This is a genomic window from Fodinicurvata sp. EGI_FJ10296 (genome assembly GCF_040712075.1).
In the GTDB taxonomy this organism is placed as follows: Bacteria; Pseudomonadota; Alphaproteobacteria; order DSM-16000; family Inquilinaceae; genus JBFCVL01.
This window is the reverse complement of record NZ_JBFCVL010000011.1, coordinates 76,455-92,860: the sequence shown is the minus strand read 5'-3', so window position 1 is coordinate 92,860 and position 16,406 is coordinate 76,455. Positions and strand designations below refer to the sequence as shown.

Annotated in this window: 15 protein-coding genes; 8 read left to right on the top strand and 7 right to left on the bottom strand. The window is 62.6% G+C overall.

From position 1 onward, the window contains the following. On the top strand, nucleotides 1-299 hold a 299-nt coding region (locus ABZ728_RS20950; RefSeq protein WP_366658341.1), incomplete at its 5' end, for an integrase core domain-containing protein. Nucleotides 300-370: 71 nt separating this feature from the next. On the opposite strand, the gene ABZ728_RS20945 is transcribed toward ABZ728_RS20950, so the two are convergent. Next, a complete protein-coding gene (locus tag ABZ728_RS20945; protein ID WP_366658340.1) occupies nucleotides 371-1,405 on the bottom strand; it encodes a glycosyltransferase in 1,035 nt (344 codons plus the stop codon). Nucleotides 1,406-1,607: 202 nt separating this feature from the next. Between ABZ728_RS20945 and ABZ728_RS20940 the strand changes: the two genes are divergently transcribed. Further along, nucleotides 1,608-2,915, top strand: a complete 1,308-nt coding sequence (locus ABZ728_RS20940) for a porin (protein ID WP_366658339.1) — start codon at nucleotides 1,608-1,610, stop codon at nucleotides 2,913-2,915. 133 nt (nucleotides 2,916-3,048) lie between these two features. Here ABZ728_RS20940 and ABZ728_RS20935 read toward each other — a convergent pair whose 3' ends face one another. The 6 genes from ABZ728_RS20935 to ABZ728_RS20910 all read right to left on the bottom strand — a co-directional run bounded on the left by ABZ728_RS20935 (nucleotide 3,049) and on the right by ABZ728_RS20910 (nucleotide 8,995). After that, nucleotides 3,049-3,225 (bottom strand): entericidin A/B family lipoprotein, encoded by a 177-nt coding sequence (locus ABZ728_RS20935; RefSeq protein ID WP_366658338.1) that lies wholly within the window; start codon nucleotides 3,223-3,225, stop codon nucleotides 3,049-3,051. A gap of 576 nt (nucleotides 3,226-3,801) precedes the next feature. Continuing rightward, on the bottom strand, nucleotides 3,802-5,127 hold the full coding sequence (locus ABZ728_RS20930) for a TRAP transporter large permease subunit (RefSeq protein WP_366658337.1): 1,326 nt from the start codon (nucleotides 5,125-5,127) through the stop codon (nucleotides 3,802-3,804). A gap of 3 nt (nucleotides 5,128-5,130) precedes the next feature. Further along, entirely contained in the window at nucleotides 5,131-5,628 is a 498-nt protein-coding gene (locus ABZ728_RS20925) for a TRAP transporter small permease subunit (RefSeq protein WP_366658336.1), read from the bottom strand. Between the two features lie 94 nt (nucleotides 5,629-5,722). Continuing rightward, nucleotides 5,723-6,826 (bottom strand): TRAP transporter substrate-binding protein DctP, encoded by a 1,104-nt coding sequence (gene dctP / locus ABZ728_RS20920; protein WP_366658335.1) that lies wholly within the window; start codon nucleotides 6,824-6,826, stop codon nucleotides 5,723-5,725. A 111-nt stretch (nucleotides 6,827-6,937) separates the two neighbouring features. Then, a complete protein-coding gene (locus ABZ728_RS20915; RefSeq protein ID WP_366658334.1) occupies nucleotides 6,938-8,116 on the bottom strand; it encodes an iron-containing alcohol dehydrogenase in 1,179 nt (392 codons plus the stop codon). A gap of 192 nt (nucleotides 8,117-8,308) precedes the next feature. Next, entirely contained in the window at nucleotides 8,309-8,995 is a 687-nt protein-coding gene (locus tag ABZ728_RS20910; protein ID WP_366658333.1) for a TetR/AcrR family transcriptional regulator, read from the bottom strand. 285 nt (nucleotides 8,996-9,280) lie between these two features. On the opposite strand from ABZ728_RS20910, the gene ABZ728_RS20905 reads away from it, so the two are divergent. From ABZ728_RS20905 to ABZ728_RS20880, 6 genes are all read left to right on the top strand, one after another. Next, on the top strand, nucleotides 9,281-10,681 hold the full coding sequence (locus ABZ728_RS20905; protein WP_366658332.1) for an NAD(P)-dependent oxidoreductase: 1,401 nt from the start codon (nucleotides 9,281-9,283) through the stop codon (nucleotides 10,679-10,681). A gap of 42 nt (nucleotides 10,682-10,723) precedes the next feature. Beyond that, nucleotides 10,724-12,004 carry an NAD-dependent dihydropyrimidine dehydrogenase subunit PreA gene (preA, locus tag ABZ728_RS20900; protein WP_366658330.1) on the top strand — a complete coding sequence of 427 codons (1,281 nt, stop codon included), beginning with the start codon at nucleotides 10,724-10,726 and terminating at the stop codon, nucleotides 12,002-12,004. A gap of 125 nt (nucleotides 12,005-12,129) precedes the next feature. Continuing rightward, a complete protein-coding gene (locus ABZ728_RS20895; protein WP_366658328.1) occupies nucleotides 12,130-13,362 on the top strand; it encodes a Zn-dependent hydrolase in 1,233 nt (410 codons plus the stop codon). A gap of 100 nt (nucleotides 13,363-13,462) precedes the next feature. Next, the gene (locus ABZ728_RS20890; RefSeq protein WP_366658343.1) at nucleotides 13,463-14,233 is read left to right on the top strand and encodes an ABC transporter ATP-binding protein; all 771 of its coding nucleotides are present in this window, start codon (nucleotides 13,463-13,465) and stop codon (nucleotides 14,231-14,233) included. Nucleotides 14,234-14,257: 24 nt separating this feature from the next. Then, nucleotides 14,258-15,199, top strand: coding sequence for an ABC transporter permease (locus tag ABZ728_RS20885; RefSeq protein WP_366658327.1), 942 nt, complete (start codon nucleotides 14,258-14,260; stop codon nucleotides 15,197-15,199). Then, nucleotides 15,196-16,383, top strand: coding sequence for an ABC transporter permease (locus tag ABZ728_RS20880; protein ID WP_366658326.1), 1,188 nt, complete (start codon nucleotides 15,196-15,198; stop codon nucleotides 16,381-16,383). The genes ABZ728_RS20885 and ABZ728_RS20880 overlap by 4 nt, the downstream gene beginning before the upstream one ends. Nucleotides 16,384-16,406 lie beyond the last annotated feature (23 nt).

Here is a 16,406-nt window from a genome sequence, read left to right as displayed (position 1 = left end):
CGGACAACGGTACGGAACTGACGTCGATGGCCATCCTCAGATGGTGTCAGGAGGCGAAAATCGAGTGGCATTATATTGCGCCGGGCAAGCCAATGCAAAATGCGTTCGTGGAGAGCTTCAACGGCCGCCTGCGCGACGAACTCCTCAACGAGACGCTGTTCTCATCAATGCCTGAGGCGCGCACCGCCATTGCCCAATGGAAGGAAGACTACAACAACCACAGACCACATTCAGCACTCGGGAACATCCCGCCAGCCGAGTTCGCGGTGAAAATCAGGCTGGAAAATCAGGCGGCATAGGGCCAGAAAAGAGACCCGGGACTCTCCAAATTGCTGGAGGGAAGACGGGGCTCAGGTCACAGGGTCAAGGGTCACGCGCTCCAGGGAACCAGAACGCGTTCATAGGCGTCGATGATCCGGTCTCGGGCATACGTCGTTTCTGCCTGTTGCCTGCCATTGGCCGCCAGCCTGCGCGCCTCGTCCGGCGAACTGATCAGCGCGGCCAGTTGCTCTTGCAACGCATCCACATCCTCGGGCGGGGCCAGCAGGCCGGTTTCCCCGTGATCGATCAGCCAGGCGGGCCCGTCGACGTCCGAGGCGACGATCGGCTTGCCGCCGGCCCATGCTTCGACCACGACGCTGCCCAGCGGTTCTCTCCTTGACGGGAAGGCGATGATGTCCGCGGCGTTGATCAGCCCGGCGCGGTCTGACCGCCAGCCGAGGAACCGGACGCGGTCAGCCGCACCCAGCTCGCGGGCGAGGGCGGCGAGGGCCGCCTGTTCGTCACCGTCTCCCGCCAGCCATAGATACACGCCGTCCAGCCGGGCAACAGCGCGGATCAGAACGTCAAGCCCCTTTACCGGGTGCAGGCGGCTGAGGGCGAGTATCACCGGGGCGTCGGCCGGCGTCGCCAGTGATTCGCGATTGACCGCGGGAACGTTGAAATCGACGGCGCAGAAATTGGGGATGATCGACAGTTTGTCTTGTGGCCAGCCCTGGGCGGTCAGGTGATTTGCGATTTGCGGCGCAATGGCGATGATGTGATCGCAGTTGCGATAATATTTGACGTTATAGAATCCGCCCACGCGCGCGACGACTCGGGGGCCTGAACGGCCGGCGGCGGGCGCATGCCAGCTTGCCCGCGACATCCAGGTCAGGATCGTGTCGGCGCCAGCCTGCGCGGCTGTGCGGGCGATGATCCGTTTGGTCATGGGGTCGACCAGGCCGCCGAACGGTGCGGTCCTAACCGACACCCCCATGGCCGCCAGGGCTGATTGCCGGCCCTCATGCTTCTTGATCACGGCGGTTTGCCTGATGTTCCGGGCGTGCAGCTCCTGAATCAGCGATACGAAGAAGGTTTCGGCGCCGCCGTTCCGGGCGCTTCCGATCGCGTGGAGAAGGGGCATGAGAGACCTTTGGCAGAGGGGGGCAGGGCGGGTTGTGGCGAAAAGATCACACTGTGTCGCGCACGCACTTAGAAGACATAGTTTTCGTTTTCGAATTGTTAGCAACCGATGTATCTACAGTCTCAAGGGATGAGCGGTGCAGGGCAGCGCGCCGGGTCGGTCCTGATCGGGCAAGTCAACCTAATTCGGAGATGAGGGCAACATGAAAAAGAATTTGCTTCTGGCGACATCGGCGATGGTAGCCACCGGCTTCTTCGCCACGCAAGCCGCCGCACAGATCGAAGTCACCCTGGGTGGCCAGATTGAGTTCCAGGCTGGTTACGCGTTCAGCGAAGACACATCAGCCACCGGCGGGGCCGGCATGGGTGGCGCGCAGGCACTCGGTGGCGGCGTCATTAACAATGATCCCAACGACGCCAACTTCGGTAACGTTGTGTCTGCTGACGACATCAATAACGGCGTCTACAACCCGATCGGCAACAACCTCGGTGTGGCCGCCAACCGGTCTGGCGATTTCACGACGATCACCGATAATATCGCCATCGGCATCTCCAACACTGCCGACAACGGCCTGACCTATGGCGGTCAATACCGTGTCGATACTGGCCGAGTTCGTCTGTACGTCAGTGGTGCTTTCGGTCGGGTCAGAATGGGCCAGTGGGATACTGCCGCTCACGAACTCCGCGTTCGGGTACCCTTCGCCGGTACCGACCGTTTTGGTGGCGATGCAGAAGACTATGTCTTTAATGCTGGCATCGTCGGCGATGGACTGAACGATACGGGCGGCGCGCTGATTAGCTACACGACCACCGGTACGGCGCTGGATGACACAGGTCTGACCCTTGGTCTCTCCTACACACCGAGCACGACCGCTGCGAACGGCATTGATCGTACCGAATCTGCCGGTGGCGAATATAACGACGTCGGATCGGTCGCCTTCAACTACGACAACGAGTTCAGCGGCGTTGGCGTTCGCTTCGGTGCCGGCTACTCCTTCGGCTCGGCTGGCGGAACGGCGACGGTTGGCGATGCTGGCGGTGCAAACTACTTCGTCGACAACAATGGCAACAACGACGTCTATTCGAACCGCAATCTGAGCGCCTGGAATGTTGGCGCCGGTCTGGCCGTTGCCGGTTTTGATGTCGGCGCGCAGTACATCGATCGGAGCGAATCGGGCAACATCAGCGGATTTAACGACGAGACCTGGTTGGTCGGTACTTCGTACACGGTCGGTCCGTGGGTCTTCGGTGTGAGCTACGCCGACGCCAGCCAGGATGTGTCGGTTTCCGGCGTAGACGCAGGCAATGCTACGCGGGCTGGATACTCCGTCGACGAGCAGCGCTTCGGCCTCGGCACGGCCTACAGCGTTGCGCCGGGTCTGGATGTCAAGGGCGACCTGGCCTACATCGACAGCCAGTGGAGCACTTCGGGCGACAACGCCTACGGCGAGAACGTTAGCATCGAGAACGATGCTTGGGTTGGTGTCGTGACCACGGCTCTCAGCTTCTAAGCATTGCCCCGTCAAACGGGCGGCTTATAGCCGAGACGAGAAAAGGGGAGGCCGCTGGCCTCCCCTTTTTCTTTGGTAAACTGCCTGACGCTCCGGCAAACCGGCGCGGCGGAATCCGAACTGCTCGATCCGGTCAGTTCATGTCCCGCTGCACGTCTTCCGACGAGTCTTCCACAGCTTCGCCGCCGGACTGAACGTCACGGCCGAAACCTTGCATCGTTTCGCACGCCGACAGCGCGAACGAGCCGATGAGAATCGCTGCGACCGCCATGGCGCTTTGCGCCCTGCTTCGTGTGAGGCTCCGCGTCATATCGGTTCTCCTTTGCTATTATCATTGCATCGGCCGGTATGGCCGCCATTTCCTAAACACGAACACCCCGCGCCGTGTTCCATTTCGTTGCCATTCCAATGCGGCGGCGGGGGTGGTGATCGGGAAGGGGGCGAGGCGGGAGCGAGCAGCACGAACGCCAATTCCTCGGATGCAAAGCAGCACAAAATGATGCGCCACCGGTCCGGGAACCGCGCAGCGAAGGTTCTTCTGGCTCGTGTGGACCCCGGACGACGCGCTTCGCGCATCTCCGGGGATGGACGTGGCGAGTTCCTGTTTCGTCCCCTGAGAATGTCCGCACGCGGCCATTTTCAGAACGGGGCCATCGGGAAAGGGGCGAGGCGGGAACCAGTAGCACGAACGGCAATTCCCGGATGCGATGCAGCACAAAACAATGCTCTACACCAGTCCGGGAACTACTCAGCCAAGGCTCTTCCGGCTCGTGTGGACCCCGGACGACGCGCTTCGCGCATCTCCGGGGATGAGGAATGAGGCGGCTGTCGTCACTGCCCGCTCAGGGCGGAGTCCCGGGGCGATCAGGGGGCGATCAGGGGGCGATCAGCGTAGCAGCAGTCCGGGCAGGCCGGTCGCGAGACCGGGGAAGACCGCCATGGCGATGCACATCAGCACGATCAGCAGGCAGAATGGAATCACCGCCAGATACAGATCGACGATCCTGATTTCCGGTGGCGAGACGCCCTTGAGGTAAAACAGCGCATAGCCGAAGGGCGGCGTCAGGAACGACGTTTGCAGAATGACCGCCGTCAGGACGATGAACCAGAGCAGGTCGATTCCCATCGCCTCGATGATCGGCAGCATGATCGGGAAGCTGAGCAAAACGATGCCGGTCCAGTCCAGGAACATGCCCAGCACGAAGATGATCGCCAGCATCAGCGCGATCACCCAGAAGGGTGTCAGCCCGGAGTCGAGCAGCAGCTCCTGTATCAGCTGCATGCCGCCGCCGCTGGAAAAGACGCCGGTGAACGCGGTTGCGCCGACGATCACGAACATCACCATGACCGTCGTCTTGCTGGCTTCCAGAAACGTGTTGAAGACTGTTTTGACCGACCGGTCGCCGAATATCAGATAGAGGATAAAGGCGAGAAAGGCCCCGATCGCAGAAGCCTCGGTCGCCGTAGCCAAACCGGTGAACAGTGCACCCAGAACGCCCAGGATCAGGCCGATCGGCGGTACGACGAATTTCGCCAGCATGGCGATCAGCTGCCCCGTCGAGGTCAGCGCCCGTTCCTCGGCCTCGACCGGCGGACCGAAATCGGGGCGAAAATGGCACAGGATAAGCACATAGGCGGCATAGAATCCGCCCAGCAGCACGCCCGGCACCAGCGCGCCGGCGAACAGCTCGCCCACCGAAACGGGCGAATAGCTGGCCATCAGGACCAGCATGATGCTTGGCGGAATAAGGATGCCCAGGCTGCCGCTGGCCATGATGACGCCGGTGCTGAGATGCTTGTTGTAGCCGTATTTCAGCATCGGGGCGAGGGCGATCATGCCCATGACGGTGATGGAGGCGCCGACGATTCCGGTGGTTGCCGCAAGCAGTACCGAGACGATGACGACCGTCAGGGTCAGTCCGCCGCGAAGACGGGCGAGCAGCAGGCGCAGCGCTTCGAACATGCGCTCGGTCACGCCGGAATCGTTCAGGAAACGGGCCATCAGAATGAAGAGCGGTATCGCGACCAGGACGTAATTGTCCATGGCGCGGCCATAGATATTGTTGACGATAATGCCGAAGACCTGCGGTCCCGGGCCGAGATAGGCGCCGATGACGGCGATGCCGCCCAGAACGAACGGCAGCGGATGACCCATGAACAGGCCGACCAGCAAGCCACCGAACATGAGAATTGTAAGGTATTCCGGTCCCATGGGCTATTCTTCCTCGCGAAGGCGGCTGATGGCGCGAAGGACGATTGCGAGGGCCTGGAGTGAGAGGATAACGCCGGATATCACCATGATCATCTTCAGGGGATAGATCGGAATCGAAACAACGCCGTATGTCGTTTCACCTCGTGTCCAGGACCGCCAGGCGAAGCTCCATGTATAGCTCAGATAAATCGCCATGAACGGCACGAAGAAAATCAGATAGCCGAGTATGTCGAGCCAGGCTTGCGTCTTCTTCGACCCGAGATCTTTCAGAACATCGACTTCGACATGGGCACGCGCATAGAGCCCATAGGCCGCCAATAGCATGAAATGGGCCGCGAAGAGCTGCTTTGAGATGTCGAAAGCCCAGTCGCTGGGCCGGCCGATCACGAACCGGACACCAATGTCATAAACGATAACCAGCGTCAGAATGGCGATGATCGGGGCCAGAAGAAATCCGATCCAGCGATTCAACCGGTCGATCGATTCCGCGACGGTGTGCATCGGCGCATAGCCCTTTGTTGGAAATTTTCACCGGGGTGAACCGCCGAAGGCGCCCCCACCTCGGGATCGGTGGGGGCATCGCGGTTTCAGTCCATTACATGCAGGCTTCGATTTCTTCAAGCGAGGGCAGATTGTCCATCGCCCGGCTCATGTTGAACGGTGCCGAGATATCGCGCCACGTTGCATATTCCTGCAGATAGCTGATCTGGGAATGGTAGACGGCGGCGTGATCCGGGTTTTCGCACGCCCCCTCGATGATGACGGCGTTGGAAATCTCCTGGATCCGGTCGAGATCCTCGTCCGGAAGCGGATTGATCTCTGTCCCGGCATCGAGGAAGTCCTGCGTCCCCTGGGTCGAACTGCGCTCGGACCAGGCGATCGACCACGCCATGTTGGCTTGCGCAGCGATCCGAAGCTTGTCCTGAGTTTCTTCGGACAAGGCATCCCAGGCATCGCGGTTGATCATGACGCCGAAGACACTGGCGGATTGGTGCCAGCCCGGGACCGACCAGTAATCGGCGACCTCGTGGAAGCCGGCTTCGAAATCGACGCCCGGCGTTGAAAACTCCGCACCGTCGACGACACCGCGTTCGACCGCCTGATAGATCTCCTCGCCCGCCAGCGTGACCTGAGATCCGCCCAGTTGTTCGAGCACACGACCCTGATCGCGCCCGGACAGGCGCAGGCGCAGGCCTTCGAGATCGGCGATCGACTCGATCGGCGTATTGCCGCGGAAGCCGGACTCGTTGTTGGTGATGCCATAGGGAAGATAGACCATATCGAACTGGCCGTAGATTTCGTCGTAGAGTTCAGCGCCGCCCCAGCCGTAGATCCAGTTCAGGTAGTCGACGCCGTTGAACAGCATCGTGTGGGTTGCCAACGGCGAGAAGGCGGAATTGGTGCCGGCCCAATAGCCGGGCCAATCGCCCGCCGCCTCGATGCTGCCGGTCTCGACAGCGTCGAATACCTGGGTGCCGGGCATGAGGGTGCCGCCGGCCCGGAAATCGATCTGCAGGTCGTCGCCGGTGATCCGGTTGACCATATCGACCCAGTTTCGGTCGATTTCGATCAGGGCGATCGAGTCGGGCCAGGTGCTGGTCATGGTCCAGTTTTCCTGGGCCGAGGCCTGCGCGGCGGTCAGGGCGACGGCGGCCGCCATCGTGCCCATGACAACTGTGCTCTTCTTGATCATCGTCATGAAAGTCCTCCCATTTTGCGTTTGGACGCCGGTATGTGGCGTATCGTGATGATATCGGGGACCAATACGTGGCAACTTCTCCGGGAAAGGCGTTCGAGGCTCATCGGTCTCTCATTCGCCCCAGACGGAACGGTAAAGGCCGACGATTTGTTCGTGAGCGGGTACCACGGGATTGTTGGCCGGGCTGCCGGATGCCAGTGCCTGGTCGGCCATGACGTCGAGGACGGCGTCATACCGGCTGCGATCGATTCCATAGGCAGCGGGCGTCGGCACCTCAAGATCGTCGTTCAAGCGTACCAGACCCTCGATCAGCGTCCGCCCGGCTGTGGTATCGTCGGCGTTCGGTTCCGCCCATCCGGTGGCGCGGGCGCAATCGGCATAGCGACCCGGCGCCCCCGCAATCGAGAACGCGGTGACGGCCGGCAGCAGCATGGCGTTCGACAGCCCGTGAGGTACGTGGAAAAAAGCGCCAATGGGCCGACTCATCCCGTGGACGAGACAGACGGAAGCATTGGAAAATGCCATGCCGGCCTGCATGGCGGCCAGCATCATGGCCTCCCGCGCGGGGGCATTGCCGGGGTCGAAACAGGCCGTGCGAATATGGGCCGCAATCAGGCGCATGGCGTTCAGCGCAAGCATGTCTGTGTGCGGATTGGCCTTGCGGCTGACATAGGCTTCGATGGCGTGAGTCAAGCTGTCGACACCGGTATCGGCTGTCAGTCGAAACGGTTTCGCCATGGTCAGCGTGTAGTCGACGATTGCCGCGGCCGGCAGTGCCGCCATCCCCATGATGAGCATTTTCTCGTCGGTTTCGACATCCGTGATGACGGTGACACGTGTTGCTTCCGACCCCGTGCCGGCGGTGGTCGGAATGCAGATCAGCGGCATCACCGGCATGTCGGGCGACGCCGGAACCTTGTGGTCGCGCATGCGTCCGCCGCCGGCATGCAGGATGCCCATGGCCTTGGCCGTGTCCATGGAGCTGCCGCCGCCAATGGCGATCATGCAGTCATAGGGTCCGTCCGCCGCCCCCCTTGCCAGAAGATCGACTCCGGCGGTAACGGCCGTCGTCGTCGGATCGGGCACGGTGTCGGAATAGCTGTCGTGGGGGATTCCGGCGGCGGTCAGGGCATTGGAAAGACGCTGATAGGGCGGGGCCGTGGCGATGAAGGGATCCGTCACGATCAGCGGTCGGGACACATGAAGCCGGGCCATCACGTCAGCGATACGCTCTACCGCGTCGGCGCCGATCAGCATCAGTTCTGGTGATGTCACCGTTGCGATCGTCATCCATCCCCCGGTTCACAGGCCCAGTTCACGGGCTCTGATTTCGCTGACCGTGCATTTGCCTGCCAGCGTTCTGGTGGCATGCGTCGATCATCAGCGCTTGCCAGCAGGAGAACATTTTCGCGCGTACCCTGCAATGCGGAAGATCGTTTGCGGGCCGGTTCCCGCAGCACGGAGGAAACGACGGTCTGCGCGTCAGCCGCCTTTTGGCGGTGCAGCACGATCGAGGCCGCAGCCGCGCAGTACGAAGTCGATGGCATGATCGGTCGCGCGGTCGAATTCCGCGTCGGACAGTGCGTCGACGGCCAGGACGTGGCGGATCTGGACGTCGAAATCGGCATAGGTCTGCGTCATTGCCCAGAGCGTGAAAAACAAATGGTGCGGCGCGACCGGTGCCATCCGGCCATCGTCGATCCATTGCCGGATGATGCCGGTACGATAGTCCAGGGTCTGGCGCAACTTCGTCGATAGATAATGCTCGACATGCTGGGCGCCGTGGATGATCTCGTTGGCGAAGACCTTCGATGCCAGCGGACGCTCACGCGACCACGTCATCTTGTCGCGAATATACCGTTCCAGCGCCGTCGCCGGGTCGGCGTCGGGCGTGAAATGGTCGAAGGCGTCGACCCACATGTCCAGAATCGTGTCCAGCAGCGTCCGATACAGGACTTCCTTGGTGCCGAAATAATAATGGACATTCGCTTTCGGCAGGCCCGCCCGCTCGGCAATTGCCTGCATCGTGGCGCCGTTGAAGCCGGCTTCGGCGAAGACGGCTTCGGCCGCCTGCAGGATCCGTGCTTCGTTGGCCCGGCGGGTCCGTCCGCCGGCCGGCCGCGACGGGGCGAGGGCGGCATGGCTTTCCCTCGGGCGTCCCGCGTCCATTTTCGATGCATTTTCTGCGGATGATTTCATCATCGTGCCTATCTGCGCAACAGGTGGTCAAATTTTCAACAGCAGAGACAAGAAAAATTTTGACCGATCGGTCAAGTTCTGGCTAGCCTACAGTGAGATGGGCGAATATGGAAAACGTCCAGTTCGGCGTGGCCCATTTCGGGTTGGCGATGAACCGGGGTCAAGCTCGGGCCGAAACAGATAATAGCGGCATTGGCCGATAGAGCCAGCCGGGAACAGGAACGGGGAACAGGCCCGAGAAGAGGAAGGTCGGAGATGTCGATCGGTGAAGAGACTGCGGACGCTGTCCGCCGCGATGCGGGGCCAGACATTCGTTCCGGCCGACTTGCGCCGGCGCGGCTGGCGGAGAATTTCGGCGACGCCCATCCGCCGCTGTCGGCGCAGCAGGCCGTCATCGAGGCAAGCCGCTGCTATTTCTGTTACGACGCCCCCTGCGTCGAGGCGTGCCCGACCGGCATCGACATCCCCTCGTTCATTCGATCGATCCAGACCGGCAACACGACCGGCGCGGCGACCACGATCCTTAATGCCAATATCATGGGCGGCATGTGCGCGCGGGTCTGTCCGGTGGAGGAACTGTGCGAAGAAGCCTGCGTACGCAACCTGGCCGAGGACAAACCGGTCGGCATCGGCGCGCTTCAGCGATTCGCCACCGATCACCTGTTCGACGAGGGGCGGCAGCCGTTCACGCGGGCCGCGCCGACCGGGCGCCGTATCGCGGTGGCCGGTGCCGGGCCTGCCGGTCTGGCCTGTGCGCACCGGCTGGCGGTTCTTGGGCACGACGTGACTGTCTTCGAAGCGCGGGAAAAGGGCGGCGGCCTGAACGAATTCGGCATCGCGGCCTACAAGACGGTCGACGATTTCGCCCAGCGGGAACTGGCGTTCATCCTGTCGGTCGGCGGCATTACCCTGAAAACGGGTGTGGCGTTGGGGCGCGACATCGCGCTGGCCGATCTGCGCCGCGACTATGACGCCGTCTTTCTGGGGCTCGGACACAATGCGGTCAACGCGCTCGGCGCCGACGGTGAAGACTTCGACGGTGTTGTGGACGCCGTCGACTATATCGAGGCGCTGCGCCAGGCGCCCGACAAGGGCACGTTGCCCGTCGGACGCAAGGTCGTGGTCATCGGCGGCGGCAATACGGGCATCGATATCGCCACGCAGATCAAGCGCCTTGGCGCGGAAGACGTGACGCTGGTCTATCGCCGCGGCCCGGAAAGCATGTCCGCCACCTGGAAAGAACAGGAATGGGCGCAGACCAACGACGTCCGGATCAAGCACTGGGCGCGCCCGGTGCGCCTGATCGGCTGGCCCGGCGGGAACGGGCGCCGCGCCGTCAAGGAGATCGAGTTCGAATACACCCAGCTCGATGACCGGGGCCGTCTGGCCGGAACGGGCGATACCTTTACGCTGCTGGCCGACCAGGTGTTCAAGGCAATCGGCCAGACGTTCCAGGCATCGACCGCGTTCGGCGGCGAGGGGGCTGAAATCCTCGACCGGGCCGGCGACCGGATCGCCGTCAACGAGGACCGGATGACCTCGCTGGCCGGGGTTTTTGCCGGCGGCGACTGCGTTCCCGGCACGGATCTGACCGTCGCCGCGGTCGAGGATGGAAAGATCGCCGCCAACGCCATCGACCGACTGCTGCGCAATTGAGCCACCGGTGCCGGATTTGAGGCCAGATTTAAGGGGTTAGCCATGTCGAGCCTTGCCAATGACTTTCTCGGGATCAAATCCCCCAATCCGTTCTGGCTGGCCTCCGCACCGCCGACGGACAAGAAATACAATGTCGAGCGTGCGTTTCGCGCCGGCTGGGGCGGCGTCGTCTGGAAGACGCTGGGGGAAGATCCGCCGATCGTGAACGTCTCGTCGCGCTACGGGGCAGTCTCCTATAACGGAACGCGCGTTGCCGGCCTCAACAACATCGAGCTGATCACCGATCGGCCGCTGGACATCAATCTGCAGGAAATCGCCGAGGTCAAGAAGGCGTGGCCGGACCGGGCCGTCGTCGTGTCGCTGATGGTGCCGTGCGAGGAAGAGAACTGGAAGTCGATCCTGAAGCGGGTCGAAGCGACAGGTGCCGACGGCATCGAGCTGAATTTCGGCTGTCCCCACGGCATGTCCGAGCGGGGCATGGGGTCGGCCGTCGGGCAGGTTCCGGAATATGTCGAGATGGTCACGCGGTGGTGCAAGCAGCACAGCCGCATGCCCGTGATCGTCAAGCTGACCCCCAACATCACCAATATCCTGGGGCCGGCACGGGCGGCGCGACGCGGCGGCGCCGATGCGGTATCGCTGATCAACACCATCCAGTCGATCGTATCGGTCGATCTGGATCTGATGGCGCCTGAGCCGGTCGTCGACGGCAAGGGCACGCATGGCGGCTATTGCGGCCCGGCGGTCAAGCCGATCGCGCTGCGCATGGTGGCGGAGATCGCCCGCGACCCCGAATGCCGCGGAATGGCGATATCGGGGATCGGCGGGGTCTCGACCTGGCGCGAGGCGGCGGAGTTCATCAGTCTGGGCGCGGACAACGTTCAGGTCTGCACCGCCGCGATGACCCACGGTTTCAAGATCGTCGAGGATATGAATCTCGGGCTGGCCAACTGGATGGACGAAAAAGGCTATCCCGACACGCCGGCGTTCAAGGGCCGTGCGGCGCCGAATTTCGTCGAGTGGCAGGAGTTGAACCTGAACTTCGCGACGGTCGCCAACATCGATCAGGACCTCTGCATTCAGTGCGGGAAATGTTATATTGCCTGCGAGGATACCTCCCACCAATCGATTGCCGCTCTGCGCACCGAGGCGGGCACACGGCGATATGAAATCATCGAGGAGGAATGCGTCGGCTGTAATCTTTGCATGCATGTCTGCCCCGTCGATGACTGCATCACCATGGTGCCTGTCGAGTCGGACAAGCCGTATCTGAACTGGGGCGGGCATCCGAACAATCCCATGCGCCGGGACGCGGCAGAATAGGTTTCCGGCAGGGTATCGAGTGAGTCCGATGGCATGGCATTTGCGGGCGTGAATGCACAGAATACGTAAACCGGGGCGAACCGGGGACGAAACCAGGACGAGAACAGGAAGGCCAGGATCGAACGATGCAAAACCTCAGAATCAATGCCGAGCGGCTTTGGGACACGCTGATGGAGACGGCCGAGATCGGCAAGACTCCCAAAGGCGGTATCAAGCGGCTGACACTGACGGATCTCGATCGTCAGGTGCGCGACTGGTTCAAGGCCAGGGCCGAAGAGGCCGGCTGTACGGTGCATATCGACGACATGGGCAACATGTATGCCATCCGCCCCGGCCGGAACAACGATCTGGCGCCGGTAGCCTGCGGGTCGCACCTGGATACCCAGCCCACCGGGGGCAAATATGACGGCATCCTGGGCGTTCTGGCCGGTCTGGAAGCTGTCCGCACGCTGAACGATGCGGGCTATGAAACCGAAGCGCCGATCATGGTCGTCAACTGGACGAACGAGGAAGGATCGCGGTTCGCCCCGCCGATGCTCAGTTCCGGCGTCTATGGCGGCGCCTTCACCCTGGACTGGGCTTATGCACGCGAGGACCGCGACGGTACGAAATTCTCCGAGGCGCTGGAGGGGATCGGCTATCGCGGGACCGAGCCGACCGGCGAGCGGCCGATGCAGTGTTTCTTCGAGATCCACATCGAACAGGGGCCGATCCTTGAGGCCGAGGGCAAGCAAGTCGGCGTCGTTACCGACGGTCAGGGCCAGCGCTGGTACGAAGTGACGTTCACCGGATTCGAAAGCCATGCCGGTACCACGCCGATGCCGCTGCGCAAGGATGCGCTGGTTGCGGCCTCCAAGCTGGTGCAGGGCGTGCAGGATATTGCGCAGTCGAAGGCACCTGATGGTGTCGGCACGGTCGGTCTGATGGAAGTCTCACCCAATTCGCGCAACGTCATTCCCGGGTCGGTGTTCATGACGGTCGACTTCCGGCACCCCGATGATGACAAGCTGTCCGCGATGGACCGGGAACTCAAGGCCATGGCCGCCGAAATCGCCAGGGAACAGGGCGTCGAAGCCGAGGTCAAGGACATCTGGTACTTCCCGCCGGTGCGTTTCGACGAGGACTGTATCAAAGCGGTCCGCGAAGCGACGAAACTCTGCGGTTACAGCACGCGCGACATGGTTTCCGGCGCGGGGCACGACGCCTGCTACATCGCCCGCAAGGTTCCGACATCGATGATTTTCGCACCCTGCGAAAAGGGCATCAGCCATAACGAGGTCGAGAACATGACCTCCGAAGAGGCGGAAGCCAGCGCCAATGTCCTGCTGCACGCACTGTTGTCGCGTGCGAATGCCTGAGGCGAGGGAGGGATCGGTGGCTCAGGCAACAGCGATCGACAGCACCGAAACGTACCGGCGGGGCTCCGGGGACAACCGGGAACCTGACAGGGGTGAACCGGTGGTCCAGGCCGAGGGGTTGTCGCTTGTGTTCGAGACGCCGGACGCCCCGATTACGGCGTTGTCGGACATCGACCTGACGATCAGGCAGGGCGACTTCGTCTCGCTGATTGGACCGTCGGGCTGCGGAAAAACGACGCTGATGCGCGCCGTTGCCGATCTGGAGCAGCCGACCGCCGGAACGATGACGGTCAATGGCGTTTCGGCCCACGAGGCGCGGCTGCGGCGGGCGTATGGCTATGTGTTTCAGGCACCGGCGCTTTATCCCTGGCGGACCGTGGCACGGAACGTCCAACTGCCGCTGGAAATCATGGGTCTGGACCGCGAGGAACGGCGGCGACGCTGTGCTCAGGCGCTGGAAACCGTGGGGCTCGGCGGTTTCGAGCGCAAGTTCCCCTGGCAGCTTTCCGGCGGCATGCAGCAACGGGTATCAATCGCCCGGGCGCTCAGCTTCGACCCGAAACTGATGCTGATGGACGAACCGTTCGGGGCTCTGGACGAGATCACCCGCGACACGCTCAATCTTCATTTGCTCAAGCTGTGGAATCAGACGGGGCTGAGCGTGATTTTCGTCACGCATTCGATCCCCGAGGCGGTCTTCCTGTCGTCGCGCATTGTGGTGATGAGCCCGCGGCCGGGGCGAATCCTTGAGGTCATCGACAGCGATCTTCCGACGGAACGGACACTGGATATCCGCGAGACGCCGGAGTTCCTGCGCATCGCCCAGCAGGTTCGCGACGCCTTGCGCCGGGGGCATTCCTATGACGAGTAGCGCGTTACTGCGGGGGAGGCCGTCATGACGGCGGCATCGATGACCACCGTGCCCGGCGCGCCGGGTGGCATACACCGGCGCACGCTTTGGACGCGCCTTTACGAAGGCCGTGTTCTGCCCGTCGTTACCGTGCTGTTCTGCATGTTCGTGATCTGGATCGTTGCGGCGACCTGGATGAACATGGCCCGGACCGTGCCGATGCTGGAACGGACCATGCCGGGCTATGGGCTGACCGACCTCATCGCCGCAACCTGGTCCATGGACCGCCCGGTGCTGCCGACGCCATTCCAGGTCGGCGCCTATATGATCGAGGCGATTTTCTTCGAGCCACCGACCGGCGTGCGCTCGCTGGTTTATCACTCCGGCGTAACGATGGCCTCGACGATCGTCGGTTTCGTCCTGGGAACCGGCTTGGGCATTATCATCGCGATCGGCATCGTGCATGTCCGCACGCTGGACAGGTCGCTGATGCCCTGGGTCATCGCCTCGCAGACCGTGCCGATCCTGGCGATCGCGCCGATGATCGTCGTTGTGCTCGGCAATGTCGGGTTCACCGGGATTTATCCCAAGGCCGTCATCTCGGCCTATCTCAGCTTTTTTCCGGTGACGATCGGCATGGTCAAGGGCCTTCGCGCCCCCGATCCACTTCAGATGGATCTCATGCGGACGTATAACGCCAGCCGCCCGCAGATTCTGGGCAAGCTGCGCTGGCCATCCTCTCTGGGTTTCCTGTTTCCCAGTCTCAAGGTCGCCATCGCGCTGTCGCTGGTTGGCGCCATCGTCGGCGAGTTGCCGACAGGCGCGCAGGCCGGCATCGGCGCGAGGCTGCTGATCGGCTCCTATTACGGACAGATGACCCAGATCTGGGGCGCCCTGATCACAGCCGGCCTGTTGGCGATGCTTTGCATCCTGGCGATCGGGCTGGCCGAGCGGCTGACGGCGGCAAGCCGTGGAGGACGGTTATGACGGGCGCCGAAACCTCTGCCGCATTCCCTGCCCGAATCCCGGGCGTGAGATCGCTGTCGGGCGGCGACTGGTTCCTTTGCTCGATGATGGTGATCATGGCGGTGGCATTCCTGATCGCGCCCGCGGCCACAACCGGCACCGACGATGGCGATGCTGTTGCCACAGCGATGATCGGCGGGTCGGGCTGGGCCCTGTTCCTGATCGGTGCGGGTGCATTCGTGGCCGGTGTCGCGCCGGTGGGGCATCGCGGCATTCGAGGTGTGTTGTTGACGTCCGCCGCCGTGATCATCGGCATTGCCGTGGTCGGGCGCCTTTGGGACGGCTATGCCTTCTCCGGTGCCGGAATGTGGGCGCTTGCCGGCTTGGCTGCCCTGACCGTCCTGGTCTGGGCCGGCATGTCGGCGCTGGCGCGGCATCCGGGACGGATCACCGATATTGCCGTGCCGCTGGTGTTTGGCGGCATCCTGCTGTTTCTATGGGAGATGCTGGCGCTTGGGTACCAGATCCCGCGCATCCTGCTGCCGGCGCCGACGGCGGTGCTGGACGCGATGTCCGCCAATGGTCCGACGCTCTGGGTCGATTTCTACCAGACATTCATTCGCTCGGTCATACCGGGGTACCTGATGGGCTGCGGGGCCGGATTTCTGGTGGCCGTCGCCATCGATCGGTCGCCATTTCTGCAGCGTGGCCTGCTGCCGATCGGGTCGATGGTTTCGGCCATGCCGATCGTCGGCATCGCACCGATCATGGTGATGTGGTTCGGCTTCGACTGGGAATCCAAGGCGGCGGTCATCATCGTGATGACGTTCTTTCCGATGATGGTCAACACACTGGCCGGGCTGCAGTCGGTCGGCGCGATGGAGCGCGATCTGATGAGGTCCTATGCGGCCAGCTATCCGCAGACATTGTCCAAGTTGCGGCTGCCCGGCGCGCTGCCATACATGTTCAACGCGTTGAAACTCAATTCGACCCTGGCGTTGATCGGCGCGATCGTCGCGGAATTCTTTGGCACACCGATCTATGGCATGGGCTTCAGGATCTCCACCGAGGTCGCCCGTCTGAACATCGATATCGTCTGGGCGACCATCGCCGTGGCGGCGGTGGCCGGATCGGTCAGCTACGGTCTGCTGGCCCTGCTGGAACGATCGGTCACCTTCTGGCATCCGTCCCAGCGATCCGGGTGACCCGCCGGCGCCGTGTCGCAGGC